General features: G+C 69.5%; 13 protein-coding genes. 3 read left to right on the forward strand and 10 right to left on the reverse strand.

The genetic code is table 11. The annotated features are described in order from the left end of the window. Positions 1–124 precede the first annotated feature (124 nt). Together ACFVUT_RS08035 and ACFVUT_RS08040 are read right to left on the reverse strand one after the other, a co-directional pair. Complete coding sequence (locus ACFVUT_RS08035; RefSeq protein WP_389646757.1) at positions 125–769, reverse strand: response regulator; 645 nt, start codon at positions 767–769, stop codon at positions 125–127. After that, positions 762–1907: a GAF domain-containing sensor histidine kinase gene (locus ACFVUT_RS08040; RefSeq protein ID WP_389646754.1), complete on the reverse strand. Its 1146-nt coding sequence runs from the start codon at positions 1905–1907 to the stop codon at positions 762–764. The genes ACFVUT_RS08035 and ACFVUT_RS08040 overlap by 8 nt, the downstream gene beginning before the upstream one ends. Before the next feature lie 474 nt (positions 1908–2381). Between ACFVUT_RS08040 and ACFVUT_RS08045 the strand changes: the two genes are divergently transcribed. Beyond that, positions 2382–3164 (forward strand): transglycosylase SLT domain-containing protein, encoded by a 783-nt coding sequence (locus ACFVUT_RS08045; protein ID WP_389646751.1) that lies wholly within the window; start codon positions 2382–2384, stop codon positions 3162–3164. Between the two features lie 126 nt (positions 3165–3290). Here the strand turns inward: ACFVUT_RS08045 and ACFVUT_RS08050 are convergent, their stop codons facing one another. Beyond that, positions 3291–5870, reverse strand: coding sequence for an FHA domain-containing protein (locus tag ACFVUT_RS08050; protein WP_389646748.1), 2580 nt, complete (start codon positions 5868–5870; stop codon positions 3291–3293). A gap of 408 nt (positions 5871–6278) precedes the next feature. On the opposite strand from ACFVUT_RS08050, the gene serB reads away from it, so the two are divergent. Then, entirely contained in the window at positions 6279–7535 is a 1257-nt protein-coding gene (gene serB, locus ACFVUT_RS08055) for a phosphoserine phosphatase SerB (RefSeq protein ID WP_389646745.1), read from the forward strand. A 208-nt stretch (positions 7536–7743) separates the two neighbouring features. Here the strand turns inward: serB and ACFVUT_RS08060 are convergent, their stop codons facing one another. The 4 genes from ACFVUT_RS08060 to ACFVUT_RS08075 all read right to left on the reverse strand — a co-directional run bounded on the left by ACFVUT_RS08060 (position 7744) and on the right by ACFVUT_RS08075 (position 10146). Beyond that, positions 7744–8262: a SixA phosphatase family protein gene (locus tag ACFVUT_RS08060; protein WP_389646742.1), complete on the reverse strand. Its 519-nt coding sequence runs from the start codon at positions 8260–8262 to the stop codon at positions 7744–7746. 74 nt (positions 8263–8336) lie between these two features. After that, the gene (locus ACFVUT_RS08065; protein ID WP_389646739.1) at positions 8337–8543 is read right to left on the reverse strand and encodes a hypothetical protein; all 207 of its coding nucleotides are present in this window, start codon (positions 8541–8543) and stop codon (positions 8337–8339) included. 152 nt (positions 8544–8695) lie between these two features. Further along, positions 8696–8806: an SGM_5486 family transporter-associated protein gene (locus ACFVUT_RS08070; protein WP_389646879.1), complete on the reverse strand. Its 111-nt coding sequence runs from the start codon at positions 8804–8806 to the stop codon at positions 8696–8698. 26 nt (positions 8807–8832) lie between these two features. Next, a complete protein-coding gene (locus ACFVUT_RS08075; RefSeq protein WP_389646736.1) occupies positions 8833–10146 on the reverse strand; it encodes a CynX/NimT family MFS transporter in 1314 nt (437 codons plus the stop codon). Between the two features lie 149 nt (positions 10147–10295). On the opposite strand from ACFVUT_RS08075, the gene ACFVUT_RS08080 reads away from it, so the two are divergent. Continuing rightward, positions 10296–10970, forward strand: a complete 675-nt coding sequence (locus tag ACFVUT_RS08080) for a FadR/GntR family transcriptional regulator (protein WP_389646733.1) — start codon at positions 10296–10298, stop codon at positions 10968–10970. Positions 10971–11104: 134 nt separating this feature from the next. Here ACFVUT_RS08080 and ACFVUT_RS08085 read toward each other — a convergent pair whose 3' ends face one another. The 3 genes from ACFVUT_RS08085 to fabG form a co-directional block, all read right to left on the reverse strand. Beyond that, a complete protein-coding gene (locus tag ACFVUT_RS08085; protein ID WP_389646731.1) occupies positions 11105–11497 on the reverse strand; it encodes a hypothetical protein in 393 nt (130 codons plus the stop codon). Between the two features lie 167 nt (positions 11498–11664). Beyond that, complete coding sequence (gene fabI, locus ACFVUT_RS08090) at positions 11665–12432, reverse strand: enoyl-ACP reductase FabI (RefSeq protein ID WP_389646728.1); 768 nt, start codon at positions 12430–12432, stop codon at positions 11665–11667. Between the two features lie 5 nt (positions 12433–12437). After that, positions 12438–13157: a 3-oxoacyl-[acyl-carrier-protein] reductase gene (fabG, locus tag ACFVUT_RS08095; protein ID WP_389646725.1), complete on the reverse strand. Its 720-nt coding sequence runs from the start codon at positions 13155–13157 to the stop codon at positions 12438–12440. Positions 13158–13302: the final 145 nt, after the last annotated feature.

Raw genomic sequence — 13302 nt, forward strand, 5'->3', positions numbered from 1 at the left:
GGCTGCGACCAGCCGCCGCAGCACCCTGGAGAACGCCTCGGGCGCGCACAGGTTGCGCCGTCCGGGTGACATACACCCGACAGTATGAATCTCGGTCCGGAGGGGAACGGTCCGCTTCGGTCGGTCAGCCCGCCGCTCCGTGCCGCACGGCCCAGAGGGCCGCCTGCGTCCGGTCCGAGAGGTCCAGCTTCATCAGAATGTTCGAGACGTGTGTCTTCACGGTCTTCTCGGAGAGGACCAGCGCTCGCGCGATCTCGCGGTTGGAGCGTCCGTCGGCGATCAGGCCCAGTACCTCCCGCTCCCGTTCGGTGAGGGTGCTCCCCCGCCCTGTACCGCCGCCCGTGTCGTCCTGGGCGAGCAGGGCTCCCGCGACCTCCGGCTGGAGCAGGACGTGGCCCGCGTGCACCGAGCGGATGGCACCGGCCAGGGCGTCGGGGTCGACGTCCTTGTATACGTAGCCGGAGGCTCCCGCGCGCAGTGCGGGAACCACGGTGCGCTGTTCGGTGAAGCTCGTGACGATGAGGACCTTGGCCGGGTTCTCCAGCTCGCGGAGCCTGCGCAGGGCCTCGATCCCGTCGGTACCGGGCATCTTGATGTCCATCAGGACGACATCGGGGCGGAGTTCCTCGGTCCTGGCCACCCCTTCGGCGCCGTCGGACGCCTCGCCGACCACTTCTATGTCGTCCTGGATCTCCAGGAACGTACGCAGACCGCGGCGGACCACCTGGTGGTCGTCGACCAGCAGCACCCTGATGATCTTGTCAGCCACCGGGTACCTCCATCTCGATCGTGGTGCCCGTGCCGGGCGCCGATTCAACGGTGAGCCTTCCGCCGACGCCGCTCGCGCGGTCCCGCATCGACACCAGACCCAGGTGGCGGCCGGCCTGCCGGGTCGCCGTGGGGTCGAAGCCGCTGCCGTCGTCGGTGATCCGCAGCAGCGTGCCGCCACCGTGCCGAGCCAGGACGACGTCGACGTGCACGGCTCCTGAATGGCGCAGTGCGTTGTGCAGGGCCTCCTGCGCGACCCGGAGCAGCGCTTCCTCCTGGGCGGCGGGAAGGGCCCGTACGCCCAGGGTCTCGAAGGTGACCCGGGCCGTGTGCGCGCGGTCGAGGACCTGGATCTGGGTGCGGAGGGTGGCGATGAGGCCGTCCTCGTCCAGCGCGGCCGGGCGCAGTTCGACGACGGCGGCGCGCAGCTCGTCCACGGCTTCCGCGGCGAGCGCGGCCACCTGGTGGAGCTCGCGCTTGGCGCGGACCGGGTCGCGGTCCACCAGGGCGGTGGCCGCCTGGGCCGTCAGCCGCAGCGAGAACAGCTTCTGGCTGACCGCGTCGTGCAGCTCGTGGGCGAGCCGGGAGCGCTCCTGCGCGATCGTGAGCTCGCGGCTGCGTTCGTACAGCCGGGCGTTGGTGAGGGCGATCGCCGCGTGCTGCGCGAGGATCGACAGCAGTTCCTCGTCCTCCACGGTGAAGCCGCAGCTGCCCTCGGGTTTGGGGCAGCGCTTGTTGGCGAGGAAGAGCGCGCCGATGGTCGCGTCGCCGTCCCTGATGGGCAGGCCGAGGAAATCGGACATGTCGGGGTGGGCGGCGGGCCAGCCCTCGAAGCGCGGGTCCTTGCGGACATCGGCGAGGCGCTCGGGCCTCGCCTCGTGGAGCATCGCGGCGAGGATGCCGTGCTGCCGGGGCAGGGGGCCGATGGCCTTCCACTGCTCGTCGCTGACTCCGTCGACGACGAACTGGGCGAAGCCGCCGTGGTCGTCGGGGACGCCCAGGGCGGCGTACTCGGCGTCCAGCAGCCGGCGGGCCGAGGCGACGATCGTCTTCAGGACATCACGCACTTCGAGAGGCCGGCTCATGGCGAGCAGCGCGGCACTCACCGCTGCGAGGCCCGACGGTGGGCGATGGCTCATGGCCTCACCGTACCGGCGCGCACGAGGACGCCGTATCGGCCTGTGGACTGTGCCGGTCAGGACGCGGGGACTAGGTCCGACGCCGCGTCCGGGCCGGGCCGCGTCCGGGCCGGGGCGGTCGGACGCGGGCTCCGGGACACCCCTCCACCGAACCCGGGACCGGAATCTCACACTCCGAATTGCTGAAGCAACGCCCAGTGAGCTGACTGTGCGGGCGATGTGAGGCCGGGCATAGGACCCACGTCACTTACGAAGCCGGCTAGTGGATACATAAGGGCCACATCAATGGACATGGACACGGACCACCGCCTTCGAGTGGAGTCGTGATCCACTACCCGGGATCGTAGGTCACACCTTTGCCACGGGATTTTGCTGCCGCTAAGAATTGCACCTGTCCACGACGGAGATGCGCACACACCGCCTCCCGTCTTCGTCCTCCGTGAGGACTTCCGCGATTCGAAGAGGTATGCCCGCATGTCCATGTCCCGCATCCCCGGTCCTCGTCGTCTGAACAAGACCCAGAAGCTCTCCGTCGCGGGCATCTCCGCGGTCGCCGTCGCATCGCTCTCGCTCTCGCTCGTCCCCGCGAACGCCGAGTCCAAGTCCGAGGCGCGGACCCCCGTGTCCGCCGAGCCCGTGGTCCTGTCGTCGATCGCCGGTACCTCGCAGGTCAAGGACGTGCAGGCCAGCATCATCGAGCAGCACTCCACCGCCGAGAAGCTGGTGAAGGCCGCCGACCTCGTCAGGGCCAAGAAGGCCGCGGCCGTCGAGGCGAAGGCAAAGGCCGAGGCCGCCGTGAAGGCGAAGGCCGCCGCGAAGGCCCGGGCCGAGGCGAAGGCAAAGGCGGAGGCCAAGGCCGCCGCGAAGGCGAAGGCCGCCGCCGAGCGCTCCGGCACGCAGACCGCCAGCCGCTCCCAGGCCCGTACCCCGGTCTACGCGAACAACCTGGACGGCTGGATCCGACAGGCGCTGGACGTCATGAGGGCCCACGGCATCCCCGGCTCGTACGACGGTCTGCACCGCAACATCATGCGGGAGTCGACCGGTAACCCGAACGCGGTCAACGGCTGGGACATCAACGCCCAGAACGGCACCCCGTCCTGCGGCCTGCTGCAGGTCATCCAGCCGACCTTCAACGCGTACCACGTCCCCGGCACCTCGACGAACATCTACGACCCGGTCGCGAACATCACCGCCGCCGCCAACTACGCCTCCGACCGTTACGGCTCGATCGACAACGTCAACAGCGCGTACTGACCGGTTCCGGACGCCCTCGGAGGGCATCCGCAGACGCCGAAGGGCGGCACCCCGCGGGGTGCCGCCCTTCGGTGTTCCGTGCCGGCGCCTGCCATCCGTGCCGGCTCTTGTGTTCCGTGCCGGCGCCTACTTGCGCATGACCTCCGGCTCGTGGCGGCGCAGCAGTCGCGCGACCACTACGCCGCAGATGATTCCGAGGAACAGCAGGATCGAGACGTTGGTCGCCCACTGGCCGGCCGAGTGTTCCCACAGCGGGTCCAGGTCGGTCGGGTTCTTCGGATCCCACGGCGCCATGAGGTGCGAGAGGTCGAGCGTCGCGCCCGCCCCGGCGATGGCCCAGCGGGACGGCATCAGCCAGGCGAACTGCTCCAGGCCGGGCGACCCGTACACCTGGAAGAGGATGCCGGTGAAGACGACCTGGACTATCGCGAACATGACCAGCAGCGGCATGGTCTTCTCGGAGGTCTTCACCAGGGAGGAGATCACCAGGCCGAACATCATCGACGTGAAGCCGAGCACGCTGATCGTGACGCAGAGCTCGACGGCCGGCGGCATGATCAGGCCCTCTTCGGGCAGCTCACGCGTGGCGAAGCCGATGCCGCAGATGATGACGCCCTGGATCGCCGTGATCACGCCGAGGACGATCACCTTGGACATCAGATAGGCGGAGCGGGAAAGACCGGTGGCCCGTTCCCGTTCATAGATGACGCGTTCCTTGATCAGTTCTCGTACGGAGTTGGCCGCACCGGAGAAGCACATGCCGACCGCGAGGATCAGCATGATCGTTCCGGCGGCGCTGTTGAACCGGGACGGCGGGTCCGGCGGGGCCAGGCCGAACTTGGCCGGGATGACCACGCTGACGATGCCGAGCACGGCCGGCAGCGCCACCATCAGGCCCATGAAGCCCTTGTCGGACGCGATCACCGAGACGTAGCGGCGCATCAGTGTCCACAACTGCGCCGTCCAGCTCTGCGGCTTCGGCGGACGCATCTGCTGCGGGGGCGGCATGTGTACGGACTGCGCGGCGACGGCGTCGATGTCCGCGGCGTACATCTGGTAGTGCTGCGAGCCGCGCCAGCGGCCCGCCCAGTCGTAGTCGCGGTAGCTCTCGAAGGCCGAGAAGACGTCGGCCCAGGTGGTGTAGCCGAAGAAGTTGAGCGCTTCCTCCGGAGGGCCGAAGTACGCGACGGAACCGCCCGGCGCCATGACGAGCAGCTTGTCGCAGATCGCCAGCTCGGCGACGGAGTGCGTGACGACGAGGACCGTACGGCCGTCGTCGGCCAGGCCGCGCAGCAGCTGCATGACATCGCGGTCCATGCCCGGGTCGAGGCCGGACGTCGGCTCGTCCAGGAAGATCAGCGACGGCTTGGTCAGCAGCTCCAGGGCCACGGAGACGCGCTTGCGCTGGCCCCCGGAGAGCGAGGTGACCTTCTTGTCCTTGTGAATGTCGAGCTTGAGTTCGGCAAGGACTTCGAGGATCCGGGCCTGACGCTCGGCCTCGGTGGTGTCCGCGGGGAAGCGGAGCTTGGCCGCGTACTTGAGGGCCTTGGTGACCGTGAGTTCCTTGTGCAGGATGTCGTCCTGCGGGACCAGGCCGATACGCTGGCGCAGCTCGGCGAACTGCTTGTACAGGTTCCGGTTGTCGTAGAGGACATCGCCCTGGTTGGCGGGCCGGTAGCCGGTGAGCGCCTTGAGCAGGGTGGACTTGCCGGAGCCGGACGGGCCGATGACCGCGATGAGCGACTTCTCCGGGACTCCGAAGGAGACGTCCTTGAGGATCTGCTTCCCGCCGTCGACCGTCACCGTGAGGTGGCGGGCGGAGAAGGAGACCTCACCGGTGTCGACGAACTCTTCCAGCCGGTCGCCGACCAGGCGGAACGTCGAGTGACCGACACCGACGATGTCGTTCGGACCGATGAGCGCGGAGCCGGACTTGGACAGCGGCTGACCGTTGACGTAGGTGCCGTTGTGGGATCCGAGGTCACGGATCTCGAAACGGCCGTCGGGTGTCGCGTGGAATTCGGCGTGGTGGCGCGAGACCTGGAGGTCGGAGACGACCAGTTCGTTCTCGAGCGCACGACCGATGCGCATGACACGGCCGAGGGCGAACTGGTGGAACGTGGTCGGGCTGCGGTCGCCGTACACCGGCGGCGCCCCCGCGGCACCGCCGGGACCGGCCACGCCGGGCGTCTGCGCCACGCCCTGCTGATGCGGGATGTGGGGCTGTTGAGGTTGCGCGGGCTGTTGGTACGGCTGAGCCTGAGGGGGCTGCTGCCAGCCCTGCTGCGGCTGTTGCGGAGCGACGGCCTGCTGACCGGGCCAGCCCGCGCCGCCCTGCTGGGGCTGCTGGGCGGGGGGCTGGTGCGCACCCGCACCCTGCCCGCCGTGCACGCCGGCACCCGCCGGGGCCGCGACGCTCAGCCGCGGTCCGTCAGTGGCATTCCCCAGGTGCACGGCCGAGCCGGGCCCGATCTCCATCTGATGGATCCGACGGCCCTGTGCATAGGTGCCGTTGGTGCTGCCATGGTCCTCGATGAACCAACTGTGACCCCCCCAGCTGATCGTGGCGTGCCGCCACGAAACCCTGGCGTCGTCGATCGTCAGGTCCCCCTGCGGATCGCGCCCCAGTGTGTATGACCTGGACGGATCGAGCGTCCAGGTGCTGCCATTCAATTCCAGTACGAGTTCCGGCACTCCGCGCCCCACTTGTTGTCCCCCGAGTTACCCCCGTTGCAGGGAGTCTAGGGATGCTGAACATCGTGGGGAACTATTCCAGGAGCAGTCCCCACTACGAAAGTCGGGCGGAGTGAAGACCCTGCTGAGACCTGGGTCCTCGCACCGTCGAATCCGGATGAACGGGTTCATGGGCAGGAGGGTCCGCGCGTGCTCATGAACACGCGTGAACGCATCCGTGAACGGTTTCGGGTCAGGGGCGAACGGCGCGAACCGGCGTGTTTCCGCCCACCCCGACCCGCCACCCGTCACCTGGCGTCTCCGTCTGCGTGCTCTCCGTCGCGCCGCCCGGGCTCCGGAGGGACAAGAGGTACGACGCACCGTCCGGTCCTCGGGACGGGCCTCCGGTGCGATGAGGCGGACCGATACGGTGGAAGAACCATGAGCGCATCTCAGCCACCTCAGTCCTCTCCGTCTCCTGAGCCCCCTGAGTCCCGCCGGGGCGCGGACGCACCCACCCTCCTCGTGAAGATCTTCGGCAAGGACCGCCCCGGGATCACCGCCGGTCTCTTCGACACCCTTGCCGCCTACTCCGTCGATGTCGTCGACATCGAGCAGGTCGTCACCCGTGGCCGCATCGTCCTGTGCGCCCTGGTCACCTCCCCGACCGCGGGCGGCACCACCGAGGGCGACCTGCGGGCGACGGTGCACAGCTGGGCCGAATCGCTGAAGCTGCAGGCCGAGATCATCTCCGGCACGGGTGACAACCGGCCGCGAGGCTACGGCCGTTCCCATGTGACGGTGCTCGGGCACCCGCTCACCGCCGAGTCGACCGCCGCCATAGCGGCCACGATCACCTCGACCGGCGGGAACATCGACCGGATCTTCCGGCTCGCCAAGTACCCGGTCACGGCGGTCGAGTTCGCTGTGTCCGGCACGGGGACGGAGGAGCTGCGGACCGCGTTGGCGCCGGAGTCCGCCGGGATCGGGGTCGACGTGGCGGTCGTGTCGGCCGGGCTGAGCCGCCGGGCGCAGCGGCTGGTCGTCATGGACGTCGACTCGACGCTCATCCAGGACGAGGTCATCGAACTCTTCGCCGCCCATGCCGGCTGCGAGGACGAGGTCGCCGAGGTGACCGCGCAGGCGATGCGCGGCGAGCTCGATTTCGAGCAGTCGCTGCACGCGCGGGTCGCGCTCCTGGCGGGGCTCGATGTGTCCGTGGTGGAGAAGGTGCGGGCCGAGGTGCGGCTGACGCCGGGCGCCCGGACCCTGATCCGTACGCTGAAGCGGCTCGGTTACCAAGTGGGCGTGGTCTCGGGCGGGTTCACGCAGGTCACCGACGACCTGAAGGAACGTCTCGGGCTCGACTTCGCCTCGGCCAACACCCTGGAAGTGGTCGACGGAAAGCTCACCGGCCGGGTCGTCGGCGACATCGTCGACCGGGCCGGAAAAGCCCGGCTGCTGCGGAGTTTCGCCGAGCAGGCCGGGGTGCCGCTGGCGCAGACCGTCGCCATCGGGGACGGTGCGAACGACCTCGACATGCTGAACACCGCCGGGCTCGGGGTGGCTTTCAACGCCAAGCCGGTGGTCCGCAAGGCCGCGCACACCGCGGTGAACGTGCCGTTCCTGGACACCGTGCTGTATCTGCTCGGCATCACCCGCGAGGAGGTCGAGGCCGCCGACGGTCTCGTCGACTGACGTCACGCGTACGAGCAGGGCCCCGGCGCGGACATGGTGCTGTTGGTTAATCCGGGGCCCTGCTCGTGGGAGCGGCAGCCGCACAGCGGCTCCGGCAGCGCGGGCGCGGGAGGCGTTGCCGCACAACGCGCGGGGTCAGGTACTCGTACGCGCTCCGGCCGCGCGGGCGCGGGAGGCGTACGGCGGCCGGAGGCGTACGCCGGCGGGATCAGTCGTTGGGTGTCCAGTACTCGACCAGCTTGCCCACCCCGTGCTCCACGCCCTTCCAGGATCCGGTGAACTCGACGACGGCGAAGGCGGCGGTCGGAAAGCCGCCGCGGTTCATCCGGGTCAGGGCGTCGCCCTCGGCCGATGCCGAGAGGGCGTCGGCGACGGCATGCATACCCGGGTTGTGACCGACGACGAGGAGATTCCGCACATCGTCGGGGGTCTCGTTGAGCAGGGCGATCAGCTCGCCGGTGGACGCCTCGTACAGTCGCTCCTCGTACACGGTCCTGGGCCGGTGCGGCATCTCGTGCACCGCCAGCTTCCACGTCTCGCGCGTCCTGGCGGCGGTCGAGCAGAGGGTCAGATCGGGAACGATCCCGGAGTCGACGAGTTTGCGGCCTGCGACGGGGGCATCCTTGCGGCCGCGTTCCGCGAGCGGCCGCTCATGGTCGGAGTCCTGCGACCATTCCGCCTTTGCATGCCTGAGAAGGACGATCCTGCGAGGTGTATCGACGCTCATACACCTCAGCTTCGCACGAAACGCGACGCCCGGCGCAGGGTGTTGAAAGGCTCCTGTGATGTGCGTGAACACCGTCAGCGGGTGATCAGATCCGTGATGCGCTGGAGCAGCCGGCCGACGGCGGGAGTCTCCGTCGCCGCGTGTGCGTCGCCGGAACCCATGATCAGGAGCAGGAGGACGGCGAACGCGATCGTGGGCAGCGCGACCGCCCACCACGGCAGACGGGCCTCGACGCCGCCCGTGGCCGTGTGGGGGGACCGGGTGTGCGTGCGGGCCGGCATTGTCCGCCTCCGAGAGTCATGGGTTCCGATACCTCGAACCTACGGAAACGGGGGCGCCGGTCCCATCCGGCGACCCACCCACTCGACCCTGACACTGGCCCCCTAAGGGATGGTGGTGCCAGCACCACCATCGGCCGCCGGGGCCGGGCGGCTCAGGGGGACGCGAGCGAGGCGATCACCGCGATGATCACGGTGACCAGCAGCATCGCCCCGAGCACGAGGAGGAGCTTCTTCTGACCGTTCTGGGGATTCGGGTCGAGCACAGGAGACATGCGGTCAGTCTCGCATCTCAGCATTCGTCCTCGATCGTCCGGTCCCGTCCGGCCACGATTCCCGCCAGCATCTGCGGCACCATGAGACCCGCCATGAGCGCGATCGGCAGCCCCCAGCCGCCGCTGTGCTGATGGAGCACGCCGACGAGCAGCGGGCCGGGGATCGAGATCAGGTAACCGGTGGACTGCGCGAACGCGGAGAGCCGGACCACTCCGGCACCGCTGCGGGACCGCATGCCGATCATGGTCAGGGCGAGCGGGAAGGCGCAGTTCGAGATGCCCAGGAGCAGCGCCCAGGCCCAGGCTCCGCCGGCCGGTGCGAGGTAGAGGCCCGCGTATCCGATGAGGCCGCAGGCGCCGAGGAGGACGACGATCGGCCCCTGGCTCCTCATCCGGGTGGCGACGCCGGGAATGACGAAGGCGAGCGGCACACCCATGGCCATGGTCACGGCGAGGAGCACGCCCGCGGTGCCGGCCGAGACCCCGGCGTCACGGAAGATCTGCGGCATCCACCCCATGGTGATGTACGCGGCGGTGGCCTGGAGGCCGAAGAAGCAGGCGAGGCCCCAGGCGGTACGGCTGCGGGTGATCCTGAGCGCCGGGGCTTCCCTGTGCTGCGCGGAGGGCTGTCCGGGGGCGCCGTGCCGGTCCCGTACCAGCGGGATCCAGGCCAGGACCGCGGCGGCGGCGAGCACGGCCCAGACGCCGAGGCCGGCCTTCCAGCTGCCGCCCAGCGCGTCGGTCATGGGCACGGTCACCGCGGCCGCGAGCGCGGTACCGAGGGCCAGTGCCATCGAGTAGAGGCCGGTCATGGAGCCGACGCGGTCCGGGAACCAGCGCTTGACGATCACCGGCATCAGGACGTTGCTGACGGCGATGCCCATGAGAGCGAGGGCGCTCGCGGCCAGGAAGCCGGCCGTGCCGCCGATGAGCGGCCGGACGACCAGACCGGCGGTGATGGCGACCATGCCGGCGCAGACGATCGCGCTCGGCCCGAAGCGGCGGGCGAGACGGGGCGCCATGACTCCGAAGACCGCGAAGCAGAGCGGCGGGACGGAGGTGAGGACACCCGCGACGCTGCCGCTCATGTGCAGCCCGTCCTGGACCTCTTCGAGGAGGGCGCCGAGGCTGGTGATGGCGGGGCGGAGGTTGAGCGCGGCAAGGACGAGCCCGAGGACGGCCAGCCGGAGCAGCCACGGGGAGGACCCACCGGCGGCCGTTGCCGTCCGCGGGGCCCCGGGTGCTTGTGGGGTCGGCGTCTTCGTAGGGGCGTCCACGGTGCTGGCGGGGCTCAGGGTCCGGGTCTGGGACCGGGTCTCGTCGTCGGGCATGAGGCCCATCATAGAATCATGGGATGATTGATTGTCCACTCCGGGGGCGTCTCCTCTGAGACCATGCGCTGTGGGCAGAACGACCCCGTCGTTCCCTCGGTCCCCGGCCCTCCCCCCTCACCACTCCAGCAACCCGAGCAAGGAGCACCATGGCGCTGACGTCTCCGCGGCGTTCGGCACTCGCCGACCAGGTGATTGCCCAGCTGAGGAACCAGATCACCTCGGGCGAGTGGCCCGTGGGTTCACGGATTCCCACCGAGCCCGAACTGGTGGAACAGCTGGGAGTGGCCCGCAACACCGTCCGCGAGGCCGTACGCGCGCTCGCGCACAACGGTCTGCTCGACATCCGGCAGGGTTCGGGCACCTATGTCGTCGCCACCAGCGAACTGGCGGGGGTGATGCACCGCCGTTTCGCCACCGCCGATCCGCGCCATGTCGCCGAGCTCCGCTCCACCCTGGAGTCGTCCGCGGCACGGCTGGCCGCGGCCCGGCGCACCGAGCGGGATCTGAAGCAGTTGGACACGCTCATGGCGCGCCGCGAGGAGACCTGGGCCGCGGGCGACGCCGAGGCATTCGTCGAGGCGGACGCGACGCTGCATCTGGCCGTCGTCGCGGCCTCGCACAACGAGGTCCTGACCGGCCTCTACGCCGACCTGGGCGATCTGCTGCGCGACTACCTCAGGGGCGACATCGGTCATGAGCTGCGACCGGAGAACCACATGGACCACAGTCGGCTGGTCGAGGCGATCCGGGCGGGGGACGCGGAGACGGCGGCGGCCGAGGCGGCCGGCCATGCGCTGAACTGCCTGGTGGACCGGGTCTGAGACGGGTCCGGGGAAGAGCGGGCCCGGGGAGGAGAAGGCCGGTGCCGTGGCCCGACACACATCCGGCGCGGAACGCCGATGCCGTGGGCTGAGTGGGGTGAGTGGGGCGATGTGCTGCTGCCCCTCCCTGCGCGCTAGACCGGGCGGCGCTGGAGTGTGTCCTGCACCCGGTGGGTGATCCACACGGAGCCGACCTCCTTCCAGCAGCGGTCGTCGAGCCGCACGGTCTTTCCCGGTCCCACGTCGACCGGGGTGGCGTCCGCGTCGACGTCCCACCATCGACGGCATTCGGTGTGCAGTTGCACGCGGTCGGTGGAGGGGTACGGGTTGTGGCAGTAGGCGACCACCCGGGAGCCCCGGACCGACGTACGGCATTCGGATCCGGCGGGGTCGGGGGTCGGAGCGACGGGGGCAAACGCCCCGGCTCCCGCCCGCCCCGCCACGGATATGCACACCGGGGCGGCGAGTCCGGCGGCCGCCAGGGAGACCGCGAGGAGCGCCCAGGACCGGCGAGGTGTGGAGCGCACAGCGACCTCCTCCCGCAGCCTGACCAAAAGTCCGGTTCCTCCACATTCTGCGGTGGATCGACCATCTTTTCGACTTGAGCGGGCCGAGGTCCGGCCCAGACGCACGAGGGCCGCGCACCGCCTCCGGGGAGGTGGTGCGCGGCCCTGTCACAGCCTGTCGTACGGGATCAGGCGCCCATCATGTGCACGCCACCGTCGACGTGGATGATCTCGCCCGTGGTCTTCGGGAAGAAGTCCGAGAGCAGGGCGACGACGCCGCGGCCGGCCGGCTCCGGGTCCGCCATGTTCCAGGAGAGCGGGGAGCGGGTGTTCCACACGTCCGCGAGCTCGGTGAAGCCCGGGATGGACTTCGCGGCCATGGAGCCGATCGGTCCGGCCGAGATCAGGTTGCAGCGGATGTCGTCCTTGCCCAGGTCACGGGCGAGGTAGCGGGAGGTGGCCTCCAGCGCGGCCTTGGCCGGGCCCATCCAGTCGTACTGCGGCCAGGCGAACTGCGCGTCGAAGGTGAGGCCGACGATCGAGCCGCCGTCGTTCATCAGCGGCTTGCAGGCCATGGCGAGCGACTTCAGCGAGAACGCCGAGACGTGCATCGCCGTCGCGACGGACTCGAACGGGGTGTTCAGGAAGTTGCCGCCGAGCGCGTCCTGCGGCGCGAAGCCGATGGAGTGCACGACACCGTCGAGCGAACCCAGCTCGTCACGGACCAGACCGGCGAGGCGGTCCAGGTGCTCGCTGTTGGTCACGTCCAGCTCGATGACCTTGGCGGGCTTCGGCAGCTTCTTGGCGATGCGCTCCGTCAGCGTGGGCCGGGGGAAGGCGGTCAGAATGACTTCGGCACCCTGCTCCTGAGCCACCTTGGCGGCGTGGAAGGCGATGGACGACTCCATCAGCACACCGGTGATGAGGATGCGCTTGCCGTCGAGAATTCCACTCATGGTGATCAGTGACCCATGCCCAATCCGCCGTCAACGGGAATGACGGCTCCAGTGATGTACGACGCGTCGTCGGAGGCGAGGAAGCGCACCGCGGCGGCGATCTCCTCGGGCTGCGCGTAGCGGCCGAGCGGCACCTGGGACACGATGCCCTTGCGCTGCTCCTCGGTGAGCACCTGGGTCATGTCGGTGTCGACGAAGCCGGGTGCGACGACGTTGAAGGTGATGTTCCGCGAGCCGAGCTCACGGGCCAGCGACCGGGCGAAGCCGACCAGACCCGCCTTGGAGGCGGCGTAGTTCGCCTGCCCGGCCGAGCCGAGGAGCCCGACGACGGAGGAGATGAGGACGACGCGCCCCTTCTTGGCGCGCAGCATGCCGCGGTTGGCTCGTTTGACGATCCGGAAGGTGCCGGTGAGGTTGGTGTCGAGTACCGAGGTGAAGTCCTCCTCGGACATCCGCATCAGCAACTGGTCCTTGGTGATACCGGCGTTGGCGACCAGTACCTCGACGGGGCCGTGCTTGTCCTCGATCTCCTTGTAGGCCTGCTCCACCTGTTCGGCGTCCGTGATGTCGCACCGGACGGCCAGAACGCCCGCCTCGGTGAGGATCTGGGGGGGCTCGCCCGAGCGGTACGTGATCGCGACCTTGTCGCCGTTGTCGGCGAAAGCGCGGGCGATGGCGAGGCCGATGCCCCGGTTTCCTCCGGTGACGAGAACCGAGCGGCTCAACGGATCACCCTTTCGATAGCGGTCTGGTACCTCGAAAACCTATCGGTACCGTGCGCGGATCGAGGAATCGGCCCCTGACAGTGGCGTCCGCGAGCCACTGTGGGATTCCTACAGTTGTGACCGGCCCGGCCTCTTCCCTCTTCCC

The organism is Streptomyces sp. NPDC058051 (assembly GCF_042885475.1).
In the GTDB taxonomy this organism is placed as follows: domain Bacteria; phylum Actinomycetota; class Actinomycetes; order Streptomycetales; family Streptomycetaceae; genus Streptomyces.